Consider the following 20,497-nt stretch of genomic DNA (forward strand, 5'->3'; position numbering starts at 1 on the left):
CGTGTTTGATCTGGAGAATGACACCCCTTTTGAGTGGCTAACCCCAGGAGTGCTTGCCAAAGGCCAGGGCGGGGACTTGGTCAAAGCACCCGGAACGCACCGGAAACGTACCCCGAGGCTAGCCGTCCGACGACTTCCCACCCGATCGTGGGGCGCCGATCGTCGCGCCGGCCTTGACCGTGCCGTCCTTGCCGGCTGACGGGGTCTCAAAGGACTCCAGCGCCTCCAGCACGTCCTGCACCCGCGAGATCTCGGCGTTGATGTCCTCGCGCCGGCGCACCAGGACCTCCAGTTCGCGCTTGCCCTCCTCGACCGTGCGCTTGGCCTCCTGGACGGCCTCCGCCTTGAGCTGCTCGGCCTCCTTGACCAGCGCCGCCTTCTTCTGCTCGGCCTCCTTGAGCAGGCCCTCCGCCTTCTTGACGGCGGCGATGCGCACCTTGCCGGCCTCGGAGTTGGCCTCCGACACCAGTTCCTTGGCCTTCGCCTGCGCCTTGGCGAGCTGCTCCTCGGCGGCCTTGATGAGCGCGTCGCAGCGGTCGCCGGTCGACTTCATGGTCTCCGCCGCCTCCCGGCGGGCCCGCTCGTGCAGCTCCTCGATCTCCGCGGTGATCCGCGCCCGCAGCTCCTCCGCCCGCTCCCTGATCGCGGTCGCGTCCCGGCGCGCGCCGACGAGCAGTTCGTCCGCGTCCGTACGGGCCTTCTCCACCCGTCCGTTGCCCTCGACCGTCGCCTCCGACACCAGCCGGTCGGCCTCCTTGCGGGCCGCGCCCACCATCGTGTCGGCCTGCGCCTCGGCGTCCGCGGTCGTCTTCAGCGCCTGCTGCTGCGCCTCGGTGAGCAGCTTGTCGGCCTCGGACGTGGTCTCCGTGATGAGCGTGTCGACCTGCTCGGCCGCCTCCGAACGCCGCTTGTTGGCGTCCTTGCGGGCCTCGTCCAGGGTCCGCTCGGCCTCCTCGCGCGCGGCCGTGGTGACCCGGTCGGCCTCCTGGGCGGCCTCCGCCTTGACCCGCTGGGCCTCGGTGCGGATCCGCTCCGCGTGCTGCTGCGCCGACCCGACCGTCTGTGCGGCCTCGGCACGCAGCCGCTCCGCCTCGCCGCTCGCGTCCCCGAGCAGCCGCTCGGCACCCGCGAGCGCTTCGGCGCGCACCCGCTCGGCCTCGGCGACGGTCTCCGACTGGAGCCGCTCCGCCTCGCTGCGCGCCTCGGTGATGAGGGTGTCCGCCTGCGTCGCCGCGTCCGACCGGATCCGGTTGGCGTCCTCGCGGGCGTCCGCACGCGTACGTGCCGCCGCCTGGTCGGCCTCGGCGATGGCGTCCGACGCCTCGGTGCGTACCCGCTGGGCGTGCTCGGCCGCCTCGGTGCGCAGCCGCTCGGACTCGGAGATCGCCTCCGACATGGTGCGCTCGGCCAGCGCCTTGGCGGCCTCCGTCTCCTCGTTCGCCTCCCGCCGGAGCCGGCCCGCGTCCTCGGAGGCGCGCTCCCGCTCGGCGTACGCGTCGGCGCGGACCCGGTCCGCCTCCTCCTGCGCCTCCCGGCGGGTGCGCTCCGCGGCGTGCTCGGCGGCGTTGCGCAGCCCGGAGATCTCCTCCTGCGCCTGTTCGTGCAGCCCGGCAACCGAGTCGCGCACCTGCTGGGCGTGGAGTTCGGCCGCCGACACCATCTCGGTGGCGCGCCGGTCGGCCTCCTCCACCAGGCGCACGGCCTCGGCCTGCGCCTCCTCCACGCGCTTGCGCGCCGAGGCCAGCAGCTCCTCGCTCTGCTCGCGGGCCCGCTCGCGCTCCTGGTCGGCCTCCTGGCGGGCCGCGCCGAGCAGTTCCTCGGCCTCGCGGCGGCGCCGGGCGGCCTCCTCCTGCGCGGCGGCCAGCGTCTCGGAGGCCTCCTGCGCGAGCCGCTCGGCCGCGGCCTGCGCCTCGGCCCGTACCCGGTCGGCGGTGTCCTGCGCCTCCGACTTCAGCCGCTCGGCCTCCGACGCGGCCTCCGACCGCAGGCGTACGGCGATGGACTCGCCCTCCGCCCGCGAGGCGGACGCGTCGGACGCGGCCTCGTCGCGCAGCCGTTCGGCCTCCGCCTCGGCCTGTGCCTGGAGGGTGCGGATCCGCTCCGCCGACTCGGCGCGCAGCCGCTCGGTCTCCTCGCCGGCCTCCCGGCGGATCCGCTCGGCCTCCTCACGGGCGTCGGTCAGCGCCTGCTCGGCGGCCGTGAGCCGGGTCTCCGCCTCGGTGTGCAGCCGCGTCAGCTCGTCGGCGGCCTCCGCGTGGCGGGACTCCACCGCCCGCTCGGTCTCCTCGCGCAGCTCCCGAGCGGCCCGCTCGGCCTCGTCGCGGATGCCCTCGGACTGCTCCAGGACCTCCGCGCGGTGCCGCTCGGCCTCCTTGCGGGTGCGCTCCAGCGTCTCCTCGGCCTGCCGGCGCAGCGTGGTCGCGCGCTCGATCGCCTCGGTGCGGACCTTCTCGCTGTCCGTGGTCGCGCTCTGCCGCTGCTCGTCGGCGTCGGCCTTCGCCTTGGCGAGCACCTCCTCGGCGGTCCTGGCCGCCTCCTCGATCTGCGCCACGGCCTGCCTGCGGGCCTCGGCGCGGATCTTCTCGCCCTCGTCGACCGCCTCGGCGCGCAGCTGCTCGGCCTCGCCGCGCAGCCGCCGTGCCTCCTCCTGGAGCTCGACGGTCTTGGCGCGGTACTCCTTGGTGTCGTCCTTCGCCGCGCCCTTGAGCTGCTCGGCGATGTCGTGCGCCTCGGCGCGCAGCCGGTCCGCCTCGGTCTCCGCCTCACGGCGGATCCGCTCGGCCTCCTCGGTGGCCGCCTTCGTGGTCCTCTTGGCGTCCTCCGACGCCTTGTTGAGCACGTCCTCGGCGGTCCTGGCCGCCTTCGACAGCTGGCTCGCGGTCTCCTCGGCGGTCGCCGAACGGGCCTTCTCGCCGGCCTCCGCCACGATCTTCTCGGCCTCGGCGCGGGCGTCCGCGACGACCTGCTCGGCCTCCGCCTTGGTGGCCTCGGCCTCCTTCGTGGCCTCGCTGACGAGCCGGGCGACCTGCTCCTTGGCGGTGCGCGTACGGGTCTCGTTCGCCGCCTCGGCACCGGAGAGGGCCTTGGCCGCGGCCTCCTTGGCCTCGGTGACCAGCTTCTCCGCCTCGGCCTGGGCCTTGCGCAGCGCCTCCTCGGCCTCGGCCATCCGCTGCTCGGCGGCGCGGCTCAGCTCACCGGCCTGGCGGCGGGCGGCGTCCGACTCCGAGACGGTCGAGGTCCGCAGCTGCTCGGCGTGGTCCGTGGCCTCCTGGGCCTGCGTGGAGGCGGCGTTCAGCAGCCGCTCGGCGTCCGTACGGGCCCGGCGCAGCAGCTGCTCGGCCTCGGCGCGGGCGGCCTCGGCCTCGCTCTGCAGACGCTGGCGGGCCTCGGCGGTCACCCGCTCGGCCTCCGCCCGCGCGGCGGCCATGGCCTGCTCGGCCTCGGTGCGGGACTCCTCCAGGAGGCGGCGGGCCTGCTGCTCGGTGCGGGCCCGCAGCTGCTCGGCCCAGGCCACGTTCTCGTTGACGTGCGACTCGACGGTCTGCCGGCGCTCGGCGAGCTCCTGGTCGAGCTGCTGCCGGCGGGACACTGCCTCCGCGTGCAGCTCGGCCTGGAGCCGGGCCGCCTGCTCGGCGTGCTCCTGAAGGATCCGCTGGGTCTGCGCCCGCGCCTGGCTCAGCTCACGGTCGGCGTCCGACCGGATCTGGTCCGCCTGCATCTGGGCGTTGCGCAGCAACTGTTCGGCCTGATAGCCGATGTCGGCGCTGTCATAGGCAGGCCGGGTCATGAGCGTGCGCCGCGCCTCGTGCAGCTTGGCCCGCAGCACCTCGACCTGGTAGCCGAGGTCCTCGGCGTGCTGGATGGCCTTTTCCCGCTCGGTCCTCAGCCGTTTCATCTCGGCTTCGAACCGAGTGAGGTGGTCGACGTCAGCCGCCGGCTCTCGCTCCTGGCTCTCGTAGCCCCGCACTGCGCGGTCCCATCCGTCCCCTGGTCGCAAGTCTCTCCAAACGAGCTCCGTCCATCCGCCGAACGGGGCCCCCGGGGAATGGTGTCAGATCAACGACGGAGCATGGGCTGCTGCCCCGACGCTCGTCCCCCGAAACCCGGACCCCGGAATGCGGTCGCCCGTGTGGAAGCGGCGACCGCCCCCCAACCCTACCGGCCCATATGTACGAGCATCAGTGCTCAGGTGACTCAACAGGCGCCGAAGTGACCAGTTCTGTCAGTACTCCATGGCAATCCTTGGGGTGCAGGAAGGTGATCCGTGACCCCATGGAGCCGCGCCGGGGCTCCTCGTACAGAACGCGTACGCCCTTGTCCTTGATCGTGGCCGCGTCCCCGTCGACATCCGCCGTACCGAAGGCGATGTGGTGCACGCCCTCACCGTTCTTGGCGAGCCACTTCGCCACGGTGGAGTCCTCCCGGGTCGGCTCCAGGAGCTGCAGGTACGAGGAGCCGCCGTCGGACGTATCGTTGATCTTGAGCATGGCCTCGCGCACGCCCTGTTCCTCGTTGACCTCGGAGTGGAACACCTCGAAGCCGTACGTGGCCCGGTAGAACTCGACGGTCGCGTCGAGGTCGTGACAGGCGATCCCGATGTGGTCGATTCGCGTCAGCATGGATTCAGTGCAGCGCTCCTCGGGTGGTTACGCAACGTGCGCGCGATCACACCGACAGCCCGATGACGTGGTGGAGTACCGCTCAGTACATTCGAAGTAAACCCTCGTTCACTCCTCGGCCAGTGCAGGCCGGAAGGGGATCGCAGCTCATGTCTTCTGCAAAGAACGGCTCGACTTCCGTCATCGTCGCGGGTGCCCGCACCCCGATGGGACGGCTGCTCGGTTCGCTGAAGTCCTTCTCCGGAGCCGATCTCGGCGGCTTCGCTATCAAGGCAGCCCTAGACCGCGCGGGGATCGGCGGCGAGCAGGTGCAGTACGTGATCATGGGCCAGGTGCTCCAGGCCGGGGCCGGGCAGATCCCGGCGCGCCAGGCCGCGGTCAAGGCCGGCATCCCGATGAGCGTCCCGGCGCTGACCATCAACAAGGTGTGCCTCTCCGGCCTCGACGCCATCGCGCTGGCCGACCAGCTGATCCGCGCCGGCGAGTTCGACGTGGTCGTGGCGGGCGGCCAGGAGTCCATGACGAACGCCCCGCACCTGCTGCCGAAGTCCCGCGAGGGCTACAAGTACGGCGCGGTCGAGATGCTCGACGCGATGGCCCACGACGGCCTGACCGACTCCTTCGAGAACATCGCCATGGGCGAGTCCACGGAGAGGCACAACACCCGGCTCGGCATCGCCCGCGCGGAGCAGGACGAGATCGCCGCCCTGTCCCACCAGCGCGCCGCCGCCGCGCAGAAGAACGGCGTCTTCGAGGCCGAGATCACCCCGGTCGAGATCCCGCAGCGCAAGGGCGAGCCGGTCGTCTTCAGCAAGGACGAGGGCATCCGCGGCGACACCACCGCCGAGTCGCTGGGCAAGCTGCGCCCGGCGTTCGCCAAGGACGGCACGATCACCGCGGGCTCGTCCTCGCAGATCTCCGACGGCGCGGCCGCGGTCGTGGTGATGAGCAAGGCCAAGGCCGAGGAGCTCGGTCTGGAGTGGATCGCGGAGATCGGCGCGCACGGCAACGTCGCCGGCCCGGACAACTCCCTCCAGTCCCAGCCGTCCAACGCCATCGGGCACGCCCTGAAGAAGGAGGGCCTGGAGGTCTCGGACCTCGATCTGATCGAGATCAACGAGGCCTTCGCCGCCGTCGCCGTGCAGTCAATGAAGGATCTCGGGGTGTCCAGCGAAAGGGTGAACGTCAACGGCGGGGCCATTGCCCTGGGTCACCCGATCGGGATGTCCGGGGCCCGTCTGGTGCTCCACCTGGCGCTGGAGCTGAAGCGGCGGGGCGGCGGTGTCGGCGCGGCGGCGCTGTGCGGTGGCGGTGGCCAGGGTGACGCGCTGATCGTGCGGGTACCGAAGCACTGAGCGGTCGTCAGTCTGTCGAGTCGGTGATCTGAACGGAGCTGTGATGCAGGACGTCTCCACGCTGGTGGCCCAGGCGAGGGAGGGCCGGCCACGTGCCGTGGCCCGGTTGATCTCGCTGGTGGAGGGGGCGTCCCCGCAGCTCAGGGAGGTCATGGCGACGCTGGCCCCGCTGACCGGCGGGGCGTATGTGGTCGGCCTCACCGGCTCCCCGGGCGTCGGGAAGTCCACCACCACCTCGGCGCTCGTGACGGCGTACCGCAAGCAGGGCAAGCGGGTCGGCGTCCTGGCGGTCGACCCGTCGTCGCCCTTCTCCGGCGGGGCCCTGCTGGGTGACCGGGTCCGGATGTCGGACCACGCCTCCGACCCCGGCGTCTACATCCGCTCCATGGCCACCCGGGGCCACCTCGGCGGTCTGGCCTGGGCCGCGCCGCAGGCGATCCGCGTGCTGGACGCGGCGGGCTGCGACGTGATCCTGGTCGAGACGGTCGGCGTCGGCCAGTCGGAGGTGGAGATCGCCTCCCAGGCCGACACCTCGGTCGTCCTGCTCGCCCCGGGCATGGGCGACGGCATCCAGGCGGCCAAGGCCGGGATCCTGGAGATCGGCGACGTCTACGTCGTCAACAAGGCGGACCGCGACGGCGCCGACGCCACGGCCCGCGAGCTGAACCACATGCTGGGCCTCGGCGAGTCCCGCGCCCCCGGCGACTGGCGCCCGCCGATCGTCAAGACGGTCGCCGCGCGCGCCGAGGGCGTCGACGAGGTGGTGGAGGCGCTGGAGAAGCACCGCGCCTGGATGGAGGAACACGGCGTCCTGACCGGGCGCCGGCTGTCCCGGGCCTCCCGCGAGGTCGAGACCATCGCGGTCACCGCCCTGCGGGAACGCATCGCGGACCTCCACGGCGACCGCCGCCTCAGCGCGCTGGCGGAACGGATAGTGGCCGGCGAGCTGGACCCGTACCGCGCGGCGGACGAACTGGTGGCGGGGGTGACGGACGGGGCGTGAGGCCCGGCCCGTAGGGCCGAAGCCGAAGCCGAAGCCGGGGTCTTCCGGGGGCGGCCGCCCCCGGAAGACCCCGCGCCGGAGCCGGTCAGTCCTCGCCGCGGTCGTCACCCCGGTCGTCGTCCTTGCCGTCGTCCTTGCCGTTGTCGTCGTCGCGGTCGTTGTCGTCGTTGTCGTCGTTCTCGTCGTCCTGGGCCCGCTGCTGCTTGCCGTGGTCGTCGTCGCTTCGGTCGTCGGCCGCGCGGTCGTCGCCCTGGTCGTCGTCACGGTCCGCCGTGACCTGGCCCGACTTCAGGTCCACCTTCCAGTGGCCCTCCTGGCCGTCCGCGCCGCCGGTCTCGACGTCCCACGCGTTCACCCGGTCGTCGTCGTCGAGGTCCAGCGAGGTGACGAACCCCTTCGCGGCGGCGGCGTGCGCCGCGTCCACCGCGGTGACCTGGGCGCCCCGCAGAGCCTCCCGGTCGTCGTCGTTGTCGTCGTTGTCGTCGTTGTCGTCGTCCTGGTGGGTCGACGTGCCGAGCACCTTCCCCGAGGCCGGGTCCACGTGCACGGTGTACGAGGTCGTGCCCTGGCCGAGCACCTCGACCTCCCAGCCCCGCCTGTCGTCGTCGCCGTCGTCGGTGTCGTCGGTGTCATCGGTGTCGAGGTCCGCGGACACCGCGGTCCCCGGCCGCGCCTTCAGTGCCGCCTCGACGGCCTCCGCGGCCGTCACCTTCACGTCGCGGACACCGGCGCGGTCGTCGCTCCGGCCGTCGTCCCGGTCGTCCCGGTCGTCGTCTCCGTCGTCGTCCCGGCGATCGGTGCCCTGCGCGTCGGTGGACGTGGACGCGGAGGGCGTCCCCGGCGAGTCGCCGCCGCTGCCCGCGAACGCCAGCGTCGTGCCCCCGCCGATCACGGCGGTCGCGACCACTGCGGCGATGACGATGTTGCGCTTCATGGTTTTCTCCCCGAATCGGGTTTCTCTTTCCGACGTCCACCACGCTGCCGTCCGACGCCTGAAGCCACGCTGAAGCCGCCTGAAGATCCCTTCAGGTTGGGTTTGGGACCCTGGGGGAATGCGGCTGCTGATCGTGGAGGACGAGAGACGCCTCGCGCTGTCCCTGGCCAAGGGCCTGACGGCGGAGGGCTACGCCGTGGACGTCGTCCACGACGGCCTGGAGGGCCTGCACCGGGCGTCCGAGTCGCCGTACGACCTGCTCGTCCTCGACATCATGCTGCCCGGCATGAACGGCTACCGGGTCTGCTCCACCCTGCGCGCCGCCGGCAACGACGTGCCGATCCTGATGCTCACCGCGAAGGACGGCGAGTACGACGAGGCCGAGGGCCTGGACACGGGCGCCGACGACTACCTGACGAAGCCGTTCTCGTACGTCGTGCTGGTCGCCCGCGTCCGTGCCCTGCTGCGCCGCCGCGGTCAGCACGGAGCCTCGCCCGTCCTCACCGTCGGCCCGCTGCGCGTCGACACCGCCGCCCGCCGGATCACCCGTGACGGGGACGAGATCGCCCTGACCGCGAAGGAGTTCTCCGTGCTGGAGCAGCTCGCGGTGCGGGCCGGCGAGGTGGTGTCCAAGGCGGAGATCCTGGAGCACGTCTGGGACTTCGCGTACGAGGGCGATCCGAACATCGTCGAGGTCTACGTCAGCGCGCTGCGCCGCAAGCTGGGGGCGGGACTGATCCGCACGGTCCGGGGCGCCGGCTACCGGCTGGAGGCGCCCAGGTGAGCCGGCTGTTCGGATCCGTGCGGGCCCGGGCCACCCTCGGCGCCACGCTCGTCGTCGCGGTGGCCCTGGTCGCCGCGGGGGCGGCCGTCCTGCTGTCCCTCTACTCCAACCTGACCGAGCAGGCCGGCACCGAGGCCGAGCGCTCCGCGCGGGCGGTCGCGGCCGACCTGGCCGGCGGCAAGCGCGCCGACCAGCTGTCCCTGGACGACGACGACCGTCCCGTCCAGGTCGTCGCCGATGACGGCACGCTGGTCGCGGCCAGCGAGAACCTGGAGCGCATCAGCGGTACGGGCACGAGCGCCGTCCGGCCGCAGGAGCAGCCGCCGGCCACGGCGGACCCGGGCACCGGCACCGGCAGCGGCTCCGGCGACGACGACTCCGATGACTCGGGCGAGTCGGGCGACGACGACTCGGGTGACGACGACTCCGGCGACGACTCGGGCCACGGCTCGGGTGACGACGACTCCGCCGGGGCCACGCTCCAGCCGGGCGAGATCGCCGAGGAGGCGTCCCTGACGGACGGCTCGGCGACCATCGACGGCGACCAGGCGGACTACCGGTTCGCGAAGGTGCAGGTCGAGGTCCCCGGTCAGGGCACCTACACCGTGTACGCGGGCGGCCCGCTGGCCGCCGAGCAGAACGCCGTGAGCACCGCGCAGACCGTCATGCTGATCGGCTTCCCGCTGCTGCTCGGCGTCGTCGCCGGAGTGACCTGGCTGGTCACCGGGCGGGCGCTGCGTCCGGTGGAGGGCATCCGCAGCGAGATGGCGGAGATCACCGCCTCCGAGGACCTCTCCCGGCGGGTCCCCGAACCGGCCACCCACGACGAGGTGGCCCGGCTGGCCCGCACCACCAACGAGACGCTGGCCGCGCTGGAGACCTCGGTGGACCGCCAGCGGCGCTTCGTCGCCGACGCCTCGCACGAGCTGCGCAGCCCGATCGCGTCCCTGCGCACCCAGCTGGAGGTGGCGGCGGCGCATCCGGAGCTGCTGGACCTGGAGGGGGCGGTCGAGGACACCGTACGACTGCAAAGACTCGCCGCCGATCTGCTGCTGCTGGCCCGCCTGGACGCGGGGGAGCGGCCCACCGGCACCCGGGTCGACCTCGCGGAGCTGGCGCGGGAGCAGGCCGCGGGCCGCACGGGCGTGTCCGTCGACGCGCAGTCGCTCGAAGTGGCCGGATCGCGTGGGCAACTGGGGCGGGTGCTGGCCAATCTGCTCGACAACGCCCAGCGGCACGCGCGCGCGGCGGTCACGGTGGCCGTCCGGCGGGACGGGGACCGCGCGGTCGTCCAGGTCGCGGACGACGGGGACGGCGTGCCGCCGGCGGACCGGGAGCGGATCTTCGAGCGGTTCGTACGGCTGGACGACGCCCGCAGCCGGGACGAGGGCGGCGCCGGTCTGGGGCTCGCCATCGCCCGTGACGTCGCCACCCGGCACGGCGGCACCCTCACGGTCCAGGACGCGCCGACAGGCGGAGCCCAGTTCGAACTCCGCCTGCCGCTCGCCTCGAAGGGCCCCTGAACCCGGAGGGTCAGGGCCTGCCGCGCTGCCCCCGCAGGTGGTCCGCGATGGGCTTCAGGGCCTTGTCGAGTTCGGTGAGGGAATCGGAGGGCAGCAGGTCGATGAAGTGCCGCCGCACGGACGAGACGTGGTGGGGCGCGACCTTCTGCATCGTCTCCATGCCGTGCTCGGTCAGCACCGCGTACAGCCCCCGCCGGTCGGACTCGCAGTTCTCGCGCCGCACCAGGTCGGCGTTCTCCATGCGGGTGATCTGGTGCGAGAGGCGGCTCTTGGACTGCATGGTGGCGGAGGCGAGATCGCTCATCCGCATCCGCAAATCGTCCGACTCGGAGAGATTCACGAGGATCTCGTAGTCGTTCATCGTCAGGCCGAACGGCTGCAGGTCCTTTTCGAGCTGGTACGTCAACAGCCTGTTGACCTCCAGGTGGGTGCGCCAGGCACACTGCTCCGCATCGGTCAGCCAGCGCGTGGCCGTCTCGGTCTCCATGAATGAAGTCTACCTAAGAGGTTGAAATGTGAACTACTGAGGGTGGTGTGACAGTGCGCACGCGTTCGACGTCACACTCCGCAGACTACCGCTCACAGCCCGAAGCGACGCTGGAGGTCCCCCAGCTGTCCGGGAAGGCGCGGTGCGCCGGCTTGCCCCCCGTGCCCTCCGGTCACCCCGCCACCACCGGGCACGCCGGCCTGGTGCGGGACCGTCCCCGTGGCCTGCTCGGCCATCAGGGTCTCGGTCGACTGGAGCAGGACCGTACCGGCTCCCACGAACTCGAACTGATGCTCCTCCCCGGAGGCCCCGCCGAGGCCTGTCATCGCACGTAGACCGCCCATTACGCCCGTCATGTAGCCATGGTCGTAGTGGTGGCACGGCGAGGGGCAGTCGGCCCAGCCGACAAGCGCTTGCGGGTCCACCCGGATCGGCGGCTCCATGAACACCACCGGACCGTTAGATGCGGCCACGAACTTTCCGGTTCCGATGAGGGTGAGAAAGCCCGGCACGATCGACTGCTTCAGCGCGAGAGTTGGCTGAAAAGCGAGCAGGTTGCCCGAGCGAATGGTCAGGTTGCCGTCCTCCAGATCGAAGGAATTCACGTCGAAGGCCCGGTCGGCGAGGAGCATCTTGCCCGAGCCCTCCGCCACGACCCAGTCCGCGGCGTGCAGTGGCGAATGGAACGACGTACGGACAAGACGGTCCAATCGCCCGTGCCCGACGCCGTTGAAGTCGATCGAGCCGTAGTAGGCGATCATCTTCCCCTTCTGCAGGAACCACTGGCTCCCCTTCAGCTCCACGCAGAAGGTGTACGCGTTCACGCTGTCGTCGGCGGGCAGCGTCGCCGGGTCGTGCACGACGGGTCCCGCGCCCGGAGTTCCGTAGGTCACAGCTTCTCCTCCGAGGCCTGGACGTACACCGCGCCGTTGCCGCTCAGCTCCAGCTGGAACGCCTCGCCGGAGCCGCGCCCCACCATGTCCCGCCAGCCCAGCGCGGTCGAGAGCTTGTTGCGCACGTCGCCGTGGTGGGCGACGTAGGCCTGGGGGTCGACGTGGACCGGACGCTGCGGGCTGATCGGGATCTCGAAGATCCCGCCGTGGGCCATCACGGCCACCGCCCCGTGCCCCTTGAGCGTGGTCGTGAACAGACCCTGACCGCTGACCTGCCCGCGCACCATCCCCATGACCCCGCCCTGGGAGCCCAGGAACATCGTGCCCTGCTGGAGGCTGCCCTCGAAGGCGAGCAGCCGGTCCGCCTCGACGCAGAGGGTGTCCCCGGCGAGGGTGATCACCTGGACGTGATGCCCGCCGTGCCCGAACAGCACGGTGCCGCTGCCCTCGACGGTCATGAGCGGGGTGTCCTCGTTCGCCACCCGGCGCCCGATCATCGACATGATGCCGCCCTGGCCGCCGATCGTGTTGGGCGTGAAGGACACCTCGCCCTTGTAGGCGAGCATGGCGCCGCGCTGGCTGAACAGCCGCCCGCCCGGCACGACGGTCGCCTCGACCATCTTCGAATTGACCTCGCGGAAGCCCATGTCACACATCCCCCGCGATCGTGTTCCGCTCACTGGGCTGGACGTACACCAGTCCGTCCCCCTCGAACCGCATCTGGAACGCCTCGCCCCCGCCCTCGCCGAGCAACGTGCGGAAGGTCACGCCGGACTGGAAGGACTGCCGCAGATCGCCCTGGTGGGCGACGTACGCCCCCGGGTCCACGGTCAGCGGGTACTGCGCGCTCACCCGCAGCACCACCGCCGGCCCGTCCGACATGATCGCCGCCTGGCCGTGCCCCTCGACGGTCGTCGTGAACAGCCCGTTGCCCTGCGAGGCGCCACGCAGCCCCGTGAAGGACGTGCCGGTCCGCAGCCCGCCGTCGGTCGCGAGCAGATTGCTCGACTCCACGTACAGCTTGTCGCCCTGGAGACTCACCAGGTTGATCTCCGAGGCCCGGTCCGCGAACCAGCACGTCCCCTGCCCCTTCACCTCCATCAGGGTCATCTGCTCTCCGGTGATGCGCCGGGTCACCATCCCCCGTATGCCCTCACCGCCGCCGCTCAGCTTCTTGAAGGCCATCTGCCCGTCGTACGCGACCATCGAGCCGTTCTTCGCCTTCACGGCGTCCCCGGTCATGTCGACGGCGAGCACCTTGCTGCCTTGAAGTCGGAACATCGCCACGGATGTGAAGGTATCGGCCGATTGGCTCCGCCGACAGGGTCAGTTTCCCGAGAGGAACCCGGAGCGGGCCCCTAGGGGGCCGGACCGGGACCCCGAGCCCCTCGCACGCCCGGTCGTTTGCCACAATGGCGGAGCGTTTGTGCCTCCGTTCACAAAGCGGCACGCCTCGTCGTCAGCGAATCTCCCACCGAAGGTGACCCGTGGATCTCAAGACAGCCACCGCCCTCCGCCGCCTCCGCCTGGTCTCGGCCCCGGAGGCCGTGTCCTTCCTGATCCTGCTCGTCTGCTCGGTGCTCAAGCGGACCACGGAGTTCAACGCGGTCCCCGTGATGGGCGCGGTCCACGGCGTCCTGTTCGTCCTGTACGTGATCTTCTGGGCGGACGCCTGGAACCGCGCGCGGTGGAGCTTCGGCACCGGCGCCCTCTACTTCGTCCTCTCCGTGCTCCCCACCGGTGGCTTCTTCGCCGAGCGCAGGCTGCGCCGCGAGGCCGAGGACGCGGTGATCGCGGAGCGCGCCCGTAAGGCCCGTACGGAAGGAGTGGTGAGCGCATGATCGTCGCCTTCTCCGTGACGCCCCTGGGTGTCGGCGAGGACGTCGGGGAGTACGTCGCCGACGCCGTCCGGGTGGTCCGCGAGTCCGGCCTGCCGAACCGCACGGACGCGATGTTCACGTCCGTCGAGGGCGAGTGGGACGAGGTCATGGACGTCGTCCGGCGGGCGGTGGCCGCCGTCGAGGCGCGGGCGCCACGGGTGTCCCTGGTCCTCAAGGCGGACATCCGCCCTGGTGTGACGGACGCCCTGACCTCCAAGGTCGAGACGGTGGAACGCCACCTGGCACCGTGACCGCGGCCGCCGAGGACCCCGGCCCGGTGGCCGGGGTCCTCGTGCGCGTACCGAAACGCGAGACGGGGCTGACCACGATATGACCGGCGGGTAAGGTCTGGTGACGTGCCGAAGCCGCTCAGCCTTCCCTTCGACCCCATCGCCCGCGCCGACGAACTCTGGAAGCAGCGCTGGGGCAGCGTGCCGTCCATGGCCGCGATCACCTCGATCATGCGAGCGCACCAGATCCTGCTGGCCGAGGTCGACGCGGTGGTCAAGCCGTACGGCCTGACGTTCGCGCGCTACGAGGCGCTGGTGCTGCTCACCTTCTCCAAGGCCGGCGAACTGCCGATGTCCAAGATCGGCGAGCGGCTGATGGTCCACCCCACGTCCGTCACGAACACCGTCGACCGACTGGTGAGGTCCGGCCTGGTGGCCAAGCGCCCCAACCCCAACGACGGCCGCGGCACCCTCGCCGTCATCACCGAGAAGGGCCGCGAGGTGGTCGAGTCGGCCACCCGCGACCTGATGGCGATGGACTTCGGCCTGAGCGCGTACGACGCCGAGGAATGCGCCGAGATCTTCGCCATGCTCCGCCCTCTGCGCGTCTCGGCGAGCGACTTCGAGGAAGACTGACCGTCGTCAACGGTGAGCGCAGATCTACCGCTTGACGGTGGTTTCTGCCGGGATCAGCCCTTTTCGGGCCTGAGTGCTCCGCCCCGCTGCGATCATGTGTGCCGACCATCATTTGATGATCGAAGTCCGGATTCACCGGCAGCGCAGAGAGGTACCCAGGTGGGCATTCGAAATCACGTTCGCACCGCGACGGTGGCTGTGGCAGCGGCGGCGTTGTCCGCCGCGGCTGCCCTCGGTACGGCGGGTCCGGCCCATGCGAGTGCCACGGGGAGCACCGCGATCGGAAGTTTCGACTACGACCTGAGGGGCGCCGGGGTCAGGGTCCCCACCGGCTGCTTCCTCAGTCACACCATCAAGGGCTCCGGCAAGCGGATCACGTCGCAGTTCGCGGGCGCGGACTGTGCGGGCCTGGCGGTGACCTTCACGAAGTTCTGCAACTGGAGGATCGACTTCTCCTACGCGGACACCGACAACAGGACGTACCGCACCTCGAGAGGCGGGACGCACACGGAGTGCAATGGTGATCCGTTGCGAAACGCGGCACCGCAGACGCTGCCGAAGTACGGCAAGGCGTGCGCCAAGTTCTACGTGAACGGCAAACTGCGCGCCGTGCAGTGCCACTACATCACTCGATGAGATGCGGCTGCCGCGGTCCGGGCGCCGGCTTCGGGGTCAGGCCGCGGCAGGGCTGGGGTCGGCGTCCCTCTCCAGGAGCGGTTCGACCTCCCGGCTCACCCGGCGCTCGACGAAGAAGGCCGCGGTAGGAACGGTGCCGGCGAGCAGGACCCACAGGAGCCGCCCCACCGGCATCTTGGCCTTGTTGCCGAGGTCGAAGGCGAAGATCAGGTAGAGCACGTACAGCCAGCCGTGGGCGATGCCGACGACGGTGACGAAGCCGCCGAACCCGTCCAGTTCCAGCAGACGCTTTCCGATCACGCCCACCGTCAGCAGGATCAGCAGGACGGCGGTGACGTAGGCCATCACCCGGTATCGGGTCAGGACGCTCTTCTTCATGGCGACGAGGGTATCGGGTGCCCCGAGGCCCTCTGTCGGCGCGTCCTGAGCTGCAGCACTGTCTTTTATTAGGACGTCCTAGTAAATTCGAAGGTATGGACGCTGACGCCATCGAAGAGGGCCGCCGACGCTGGCAGGCACGGTACGACGCGGCGCGGAAGCGCGACGCGGACTTCACCACGCTTTCCGGCGATCCTGTGGAGCCGGTGTACGGCCCCCGGCCCGGGGACGCGTACGAGGGCTTCGAGCGGATCGGCTGGCCGGGGGAGTACCCGTTCACGCGCGGCCTGTATCCGACCGGCTACCGGGGGCGTACCTGGACGATCCGGCAGTTCGCCGGCTTCGGCAACGCCGAGCAGACCAACGAGCGCTACAAGATGATCCTCGCCGCGGGCGGCGGCGGCCTCTCGGTGGCGTTCGACATGCCGACCCTGATGGGCCGCGACTCCGACGACCCGCGCTCGCTCGGCGAGGTCGGCCACTGCGGTGTGGCCGTCGACTCGGCCGCCGACATGGACGTCCTCTTCCGTGACATCCCGCTCGGCGACGTCACGACGTCGATGACGATCAGCGGCCCGGCCGTCCCGGTCTTCTGCATGTACCTGGTCGCCGCGGAGCGCCAGGGCGTCGACCCCGCCGTCCTGAACGGCACGCTTCAGACGGACATCTTCAAGGAGTACATCGCCCAGAAGGAGTGGCTCTTCCAGCCCGAGCCGCATCTCCGTCTGATCGGCGACCTGATGGAGTACTGCGCGACGCGCATCCCCGCCTACAAGCCCCTGTCCGTCTCCGGCTACCACATCCGCGAGGCCGGGGCGACGGCCGCGCAGGAGCTGGCGTACACGCTCGCGGACGGCTTCGGATACGTCGAGCTGGGACTCAGCCGCGGCCTGGACGTGGACGTCTTCGCCCCCGGCCTCTCCTTCTTCTTCGACGCGCACCTCGACTTCTTCGAGGAGATCGCCAAGTTCCGCGCCGCGCGCCGCATCTGGGCCCGCTGGATGCGGGACGTCTACGGCGCCACCTCCGACAAGGCCCAGTGGCTGCGCTTCCACACCCAGACCGCCGGTGTCTCGCTGACCGCCCAGCAGCCGTACAACAACGTCGTCCGCACGGCGGTGGAGGCCCTCGCCGCGGTCCTCGGCGGCACCAACTCGCTGCACACCAACGCGCTCGACGAGACCCTGGCGCTGCCGAGCGAGCAGGCGGCCGAGATCGCGCTGCGCACGCAGCAGGTGCTGATGGAGGAGACCGGCGTCGCCAACGTCGCCGACCCGCTGGGCGGTTCGTGGTTCGTGGAGCAGCTGACCGACCGGATCGAGGCCGACGCGGAGAAGATCTTCGACCAGATCAAGGAGCGCGGCCTGCGGGCGCACCCCGACGGGAAGCACCCCATCGGCCCGATCACCTCCGGCATCCTGCGCGGTATCGAGGACGGCTGGTTCACCGGCGAGATCGCCGAGTCCGCGTTCCGCTACCAGCAGTCCCTGGAGAAGGGCGACAAGCGGGTCGTCGGCGTCAACGCCCACACCGGCTCCGTCACCGGCGACCTGGAGATCCTGCGGGTCAGCCACGAGGTGGAGCGCGAGCAGGTGCGCGCCCTGTCCGACCGCCGCACGGGCCGCGACGAGGCGGCCGTCCGCGCGGCGCTCGGCGCGATGCTGGAGGCCGCGCGCGACGGCTCCAACATGATCGAGCCGATGCTCACGGCGGTGCGGGCGGAAGCCACCCTCGGGGAGATCTGCGACGCCCTGCGCGACGAGTGGGGCGTGTACACGGAGCCCGCGGGCTTCTAGAACCGGCAGGGGCGAGGGCGACACCGGTGCCACGGGGCGTCACGTGGCGTCCGCGTCGCCTTGCCCTTTCCCGCCTTGCCCTTTCCCGCCTTGCCCTTTCCCGCCTTGCCCTTTCCCGTCCTCCCCTTCCCGTACGGGGCCTTCGCGTTGCCCCGTATCGGCCGCCGCCGCGCCCGCCAGCCCCAGCAGCAGCACCCGCGTCAGACCCCGCACCCACTCCTCGTCCACCGGCTCCGCGCTCACCAGCGAGCGGTGCACGACCGAGCCCGCCACCATGTCGAAGATGAGGTCGACCGTGCGGGCGGACTCCCCGGGGTCGGTCTCCGGCGGCAGCTCCCCGCGGCGCTGGGCGCGTGCCCGGCCCTCCACGACCAGCCGCTTCTGGCGTTCCACGATCGACCCGCGGATGCGCTCGCGCAGCGCCTCGTCCCGCGTGGACTCGGCCACCACCGCCATCAGGCCGCTCCTGGCCTCGGGGCGGGCCAGGATGGCGGCGAACTGCGCGACCACGCCCTCGACGTCGCCCGCCAGGGTGCCGCGGTCGGGCAGGCGCAGTTCGTCGAAGAGTTCCGCCACCGCGTCGACGACCAGTTCGTTCTTGCCCGCCCAGCGGCGGTAGAGCGTCGTCTTCGCCACCCCCGCCCGGGCCGCCACGTCTCCCAAGGTGAGCTTGGACCAGCCGAGTTCCACCAGGGCCGCCCGGGTCGCGGCCAGGATGGCGGTGTCGGCGGCGGCGCTGCGCGGGCGACCCGTGCGGCCGGCGGGGGTGCGGCTCTGCATCCTTCGACCCTATCCGGGACAGGATCTGGCGAGATTCGCGTGGCAGTGAGGGAGATCACCAAGGCAGGGTGTCCCGAGGTCCCGTCCTGCCGTTACGCTACGACTCGTAGCGAAAGCACGTGACCGACCAGTTCTTCCGTACGGTACGGGAGTATTTGTCACGTATGCGAGCGACGACCACGGGCGTGGGGTGGGGACCCGGCGCCGAACGCACGCACGGCTTCGAGGGCGCTTTTTCACAGACGCCCGGGGAACGGGGGAGGATAGACGCATGCAGCCACGGAACATGTCCATGAGCGGCGTCGTCGACCTCGCCGCGGTCAAGGCGGCCCAGGAGGCCAAGGCGAAGGCCGAGCAGGCGCGCGCCGCAGCGGCGCGCGAGGGCGGCGGCGGGGCCGTCTCCCCGGCCGACCTCGTCATCGACGTCGATGAGGCCGGATTCGAGCGCGACGTCCTGCAGCGCTCCACCGAGGTCCCGGTCGTCATCGACTTCTGGGCCGAGTGGTGCGAGCCCTGCAAGCAGCTCAGCCCGGTGCTGGAGCGGCTCGCCGTCGAGTACAACGGGCGCTTCGTCCTCGCCAAGATCGATGTCGACGCCAACCAGATGCTGATGCAGCAGTTCGGGATCCAGGGGATCCCGGCGGTCTTCGCGGTCGTCGCGGGCCAGGCGCTGCCGCTCTTCCAGGGTGCCGCCGCCGAGGCGCAGATCCGGGAGACCCTCGACCAGTTGGTCACCGTCGCCGAGCAGCGCTTCGGACTGACCGGCCTGACGGTCGACCCGGAGGCGCGGCCGGGCGGCCAGGCGCCGGCGGAGGCCCCCGTCGGACCCTACGACGCCGTACTGAACGCGGCCGCGCAGGCGTTGGACGCGGGCGACCTGGCCGGGGCGGTCCAGGCGTACAAGAACGTGCTCGCCGACGACCCCGGCCACCCCGAGGCCAAACTGGGTCTCGCGCAGGCGGAGTTGCTCCAGCGGGTGCAGGGGCTGGACGTCCAGGCGGTGCGCAAGGAGGCGGCCGACCGGCCGGCCGACGCGCAGGCCCAGATCGTGGCCGCCGACCTGGAGCTGGTGGGCGGTCATGTCGAGGACGCCTTCGGGCGGCTCATCGACGCCGTGCGCCGCACGGCGGGCGACGACCGGGACGCCGTACGGCGGCGGTTGCTGGAGCTGTTCGAGGTGGTCGGAGCGGACGATCAGCGGGTGACGGCGGCTCGCCGGGCGCTCGCACGCGCGCTGTTCTGACCGGCGTCGGGGCACGCTGCGCAGCCGGTCGCTGAACGTCTGGGCGTGTGAGCCCTGAGTGAGGACGTGTCCGACGGGGGCGTCGAGGCGGCCGCGCTTTACCAAATCTTGGTAATCGCGGCCGCTGTTACTGCGAGTAAGTCATGGGCATTGATCTGTCGGATTCTGTCCAGCGATCAATAGTTTTGTCCTGCCCTTGGATGGCACCCAGAGTCGCTGACCGAGTCCGGCTGGTCGTTGTTCGGTTATCCGGCCGTTACTAGCGAGTAACGAACCCCCTTGTGCGGGCGGCGAGAATGCACCACGATCGGCGACGCTCGGTCCATTCCCGTACCCCGACATCCAATCGGGCCGCGGGACTTCCTGGGTCCCCACCGAGCAGAGCCGACGCCCCTGGCGCCGGCTCTTGGGCAGGGGGGTCTTCGCCCACCCGGTGAAGCCTGTCCAGCAAGGTTGTGCGTGATGCGTGTCAGGCGCGACCAGTGGTTGTCGCTCGGGGGTGATCGCCGGTGATTCGGGCGCCGTTGTGCGCCGCCGAGTGCGGGCGCTCTCCTTCCCGAGGACGTAGCACTTCTCCCATCCCTGTCCGGTACAGCCGCCTTCGGGGGCGAGTCGGGCCAGGAGATGTACGTCCGAGAAGGAGGAAATATGGAGTCCCAAGTGCGTGGTGGGACCAGATGGAAGCGGTTCGCTGTGGTCATGGTGCCCAGCGTCGCCGCCGCGGCATGTGTGGGTGTCGGTCTGGCGCAGGGTGCGCTGGCCGCGTCCTTCAGCGTCTCCGGCCAGCAGTTCAAGGTGAAGGCCTCTCACCTGCACGGTGAGGGCTTTGCCCAGTACGGCGGTATAGACAGCGTCTACACGTCGACTGAGGGCAAGGAGAAGAAGAGGGTCCCGGTCGCGATCTCGTCGTTCGACACGGCGACGATCACCAAGATGTGCCAGTCGGTCAAGACGGACATCCCCTTCGTGGGATCGATCTACCTCCGTCTCGAGGCCGGCAACAACCCGAAGAAGCCGGTCGAGGCCGAGAACCTCTACATCGACGTCGCGCAGCTGGACGCCGATGCGGAGTTCAAGAACATCGACATCGGTGTTGCGGTCAAGGACAAGACGCGCGGGCCCGCCAACAAGGACGGAGCCACCACCCTGCCGGGCGGCTTCGCCCAGCAGGCGGAGTCGGCCGACCTCTACGGCGTCGAGCAGACGGCGTGGGCGACCTCGGCCGGCACGTTCAAGCTCAGCGGTCTGTCGATGCGTCTCGGCGCGGACCCCAAGATGGAGTGCTACTGACGGCTCCCGTCACCGGGGTGTATCGGGGTA

Annotated in this window: 20 protein-coding genes; 11 read left to right on the top strand and 9 right to left on the bottom strand. The window is 70.9% G+C overall.

Annotation, left to right across the window (positions count from 1 at the left end):
- Positions 1-118 precede the first annotated feature (118 nt).
- Together scy and mce are read right to left on the bottom strand one after the other, a co-directional pair.
- Positions 119-3,967, bottom strand: a complete 3,849-nt coding sequence (gene scy / locus ACIP2X_RS17305; protein WP_401673429.1) for a polarized growth protein Scy — start codon at positions 3,965-3,967, stop codon at positions 119-121.
- Between the two features lie 211 nt (positions 3,968-4,178).
- The gene (mce, locus tag ACIP2X_RS17310) at positions 4,179-4,619 is read right to left on the bottom strand and encodes a methylmalonyl-CoA epimerase (RefSeq protein WP_401673432.1); all 441 of its coding nucleotides are present in this window, start codon (positions 4,617-4,619) and stop codon (positions 4,179-4,181) included.
- A gap of 149 nt (positions 4,620-4,768) precedes the next feature.
- On the opposite strand from mce, the gene ACIP2X_RS17315 reads away from it, so the two are divergent.
- Both ACIP2X_RS17315 and meaB read left to right on the top strand, forming a co-directional pair.
- Positions 4,769-5,974: an acetyl-CoA C-acetyltransferase gene (locus tag ACIP2X_RS17315; RefSeq protein ID WP_401673434.1), complete on the top strand. Its 1,206-nt coding sequence runs from the start codon at positions 4,769-4,771 to the stop codon at positions 5,972-5,974.
- Between the two features lie 43 nt (positions 5,975-6,017).
- Positions 6,018-6,977 carry a methylmalonyl Co-A mutase-associated GTPase MeaB gene (gene meaB, locus ACIP2X_RS17320; RefSeq protein WP_401673436.1) on the top strand — a complete coding sequence of 320 codons (960 nt, stop codon included), beginning with the start codon at positions 6,018-6,020 and terminating at the stop codon, positions 6,975-6,977.
- 85 nt (positions 6,978-7,062) lie between these two features.
- On the opposite strand, the gene ACIP2X_RS17325 is transcribed toward meaB, so the two are convergent.
- On the bottom strand, positions 7,063-7,911 hold the full coding sequence (locus ACIP2X_RS17325; RefSeq protein WP_401673439.1) for a PepSY domain-containing protein: 849 nt from the start codon (positions 7,909-7,911) through the stop codon (positions 7,063-7,065).
- Positions 7,912-8,029: 118 nt separating this feature from the next.
- Here ACIP2X_RS17325 and ACIP2X_RS17330 point away from each other — a divergent pair, with 118 nt between their 5' ends.
- Entirely contained in the window at positions 8,030-8,695 is a 666-nt protein-coding gene (locus ACIP2X_RS17330; RefSeq protein ID WP_401673442.1) for a response regulator transcription factor, read from the top strand.
- Entirely contained in the window at positions 8,692-10,218 is a 1,527-nt protein-coding gene (locus ACIP2X_RS17335; protein WP_401673444.1) for an ATP-binding protein, read from the top strand. Before ACIP2X_RS17330 ends, ACIP2X_RS17335 begins: the two co-directional genes overlap by 4 nt.
- A gap of 10 nt (positions 10,219-10,228) precedes the next feature.
- Here ACIP2X_RS17335 and ACIP2X_RS17340 read toward each other — a convergent pair whose 3' ends face one another.
- From ACIP2X_RS17340 to ACIP2X_RS17355, 4 genes are all read right to left on the bottom strand, one after another.
- Positions 10,229-10,705 (bottom strand): MarR family winged helix-turn-helix transcriptional regulator, encoded by a 477-nt coding sequence (locus tag ACIP2X_RS17340; RefSeq protein WP_401673447.1) that lies wholly within the window; start codon positions 10,703-10,705, stop codon positions 10,229-10,231.
- 92 nt (positions 10,706-10,797) lie between these two features.
- Positions 10,798-11,598 carry an AIM24 family protein gene (locus ACIP2X_RS17345; protein WP_401673450.1) on the bottom strand — a complete coding sequence of 267 codons (801 nt, stop codon included), beginning with the start codon at positions 11,596-11,598 and terminating at the stop codon, positions 10,798-10,800.
- The gene (locus tag ACIP2X_RS17350) at positions 11,595-12,245 is read right to left on the bottom strand and encodes an AIM24 family protein (RefSeq protein ID WP_401673453.1); all 651 of its coding nucleotides are present in this window, start codon (positions 12,243-12,245) and stop codon (positions 11,595-11,597) included. Before ACIP2X_RS17350 ends, ACIP2X_RS17345 begins: the two co-directional genes overlap by 4 nt.
- Before the next feature lies 1 nt (position 12,246).
- Positions 12,247-12,879, bottom strand: a complete 633-nt coding sequence (locus ACIP2X_RS17355) for an AIM24 family protein (RefSeq protein ID WP_401674485.1) — start codon at positions 12,877-12,879, stop codon at positions 12,247-12,249.
- A gap of 206 nt (positions 12,880-13,085) precedes the next feature.
- Between ACIP2X_RS17355 and ACIP2X_RS17360 the strand changes: the two genes are divergently transcribed.
- The 4 genes from ACIP2X_RS17360 to ACIP2X_RS17375 all read left to right on the top strand — a co-directional run bounded on the left by ACIP2X_RS17360 (position 13,086) and on the right by ACIP2X_RS17375 (position 14,980).
- Positions 13,086-13,439 carry a DUF3817 domain-containing protein gene (locus tag ACIP2X_RS17360; RefSeq protein WP_401673456.1) on the top strand — a complete coding sequence of 118 codons (354 nt, stop codon included), beginning with the start codon at positions 13,086-13,088 and terminating at the stop codon, positions 13,437-13,439.
- The gene (locus ACIP2X_RS17365) at positions 13,436-13,729 is read left to right on the top strand and encodes an MTH1187 family thiamine-binding protein (RefSeq protein WP_401673458.1); all 294 of its coding nucleotides are present in this window, start codon (positions 13,436-13,438) and stop codon (positions 13,727-13,729) included. Before ACIP2X_RS17360 ends, ACIP2X_RS17365 begins: the two co-directional genes overlap by 4 nt.
- A 105-nt stretch (positions 13,730-13,834) precedes the next feature.
- The gene (locus ACIP2X_RS17370) at positions 13,835-14,344 is read left to right on the top strand and encodes a MarR family winged helix-turn-helix transcriptional regulator (RefSeq protein WP_401673460.1); all 510 of its coding nucleotides are present in this window, start codon (positions 13,835-13,837) and stop codon (positions 14,342-14,344) included.
- Between the two features lie 192 nt (positions 14,345-14,536).
- Entirely contained in the window at positions 14,537-14,980 is a 444-nt protein-coding gene (locus ACIP2X_RS17375) for a hypothetical protein (RefSeq protein ID WP_401673462.1), read from the top strand.
- Positions 14,981-15,016: 36 nt separating this feature from the next.
- Here the strand turns inward: ACIP2X_RS17375 and ACIP2X_RS17380 are convergent, their stop codons facing one another.
- Positions 15,017-15,358, bottom strand: coding sequence for a DUF3817 domain-containing protein (locus ACIP2X_RS17380; RefSeq protein ID WP_401673465.1), 342 nt, complete (start codon positions 15,356-15,358; stop codon positions 15,017-15,019).
- Positions 15,359-15,453: 95 nt separating this feature from the next.
- On the opposite strand from ACIP2X_RS17380, the gene ACIP2X_RS17385 reads away from it, so the two are divergent.
- Positions 15,454-17,154: a methylmalonyl-CoA mutase gene (locus ACIP2X_RS17385; RefSeq protein WP_401673467.1), complete on the top strand. Its 1,701-nt coding sequence runs from the start codon at positions 15,454-15,456 to the stop codon at positions 17,152-17,154.
- Between the two features lie 39 nt (positions 17,155-17,193).
- On the opposite strand, the gene ACIP2X_RS17390 is transcribed toward ACIP2X_RS17385, so the two are convergent.
- Complete coding sequence (locus ACIP2X_RS17390; protein ID WP_401673469.1) at positions 17,194-17,934, bottom strand: TetR/AcrR family transcriptional regulator; 741 nt, start codon at positions 17,932-17,934, stop codon at positions 17,194-17,196.
- A 271-nt stretch (positions 17,935-18,205) separates the two neighbouring features.
- On the opposite strand from ACIP2X_RS17390, the gene ACIP2X_RS17395 reads away from it, so the two are divergent.
- Together ACIP2X_RS17395 and ACIP2X_RS17400 are read left to right on the top strand one after the other, a co-directional pair.
- On the top strand, positions 18,206-19,177 hold the full coding sequence (locus ACIP2X_RS17395) for a tetratricopeptide repeat protein (RefSeq protein WP_401673471.1): 972 nt from the start codon (positions 18,206-18,208) through the stop codon (positions 19,175-19,177).
- 648 nt (positions 19,178-19,825) lie between these two features.
- Positions 19,826-20,467 (top strand): DUF6230 family protein, encoded by a 642-nt coding sequence (locus tag ACIP2X_RS17400; protein WP_401673473.1) that lies wholly within the window; start codon positions 19,826-19,828, stop codon positions 20,465-20,467.
- Positions 20,468-20,497 lie beyond the last annotated feature (30 nt).

It is taken from the genome of Streptomyces sp. NPDC089424, assembly GCF_044749345.1.
Taxonomy (GTDB): Bacteria; Actinomycetota; Actinomycetes; order Streptomycetales; family Streptomycetaceae; genus Streptomyces.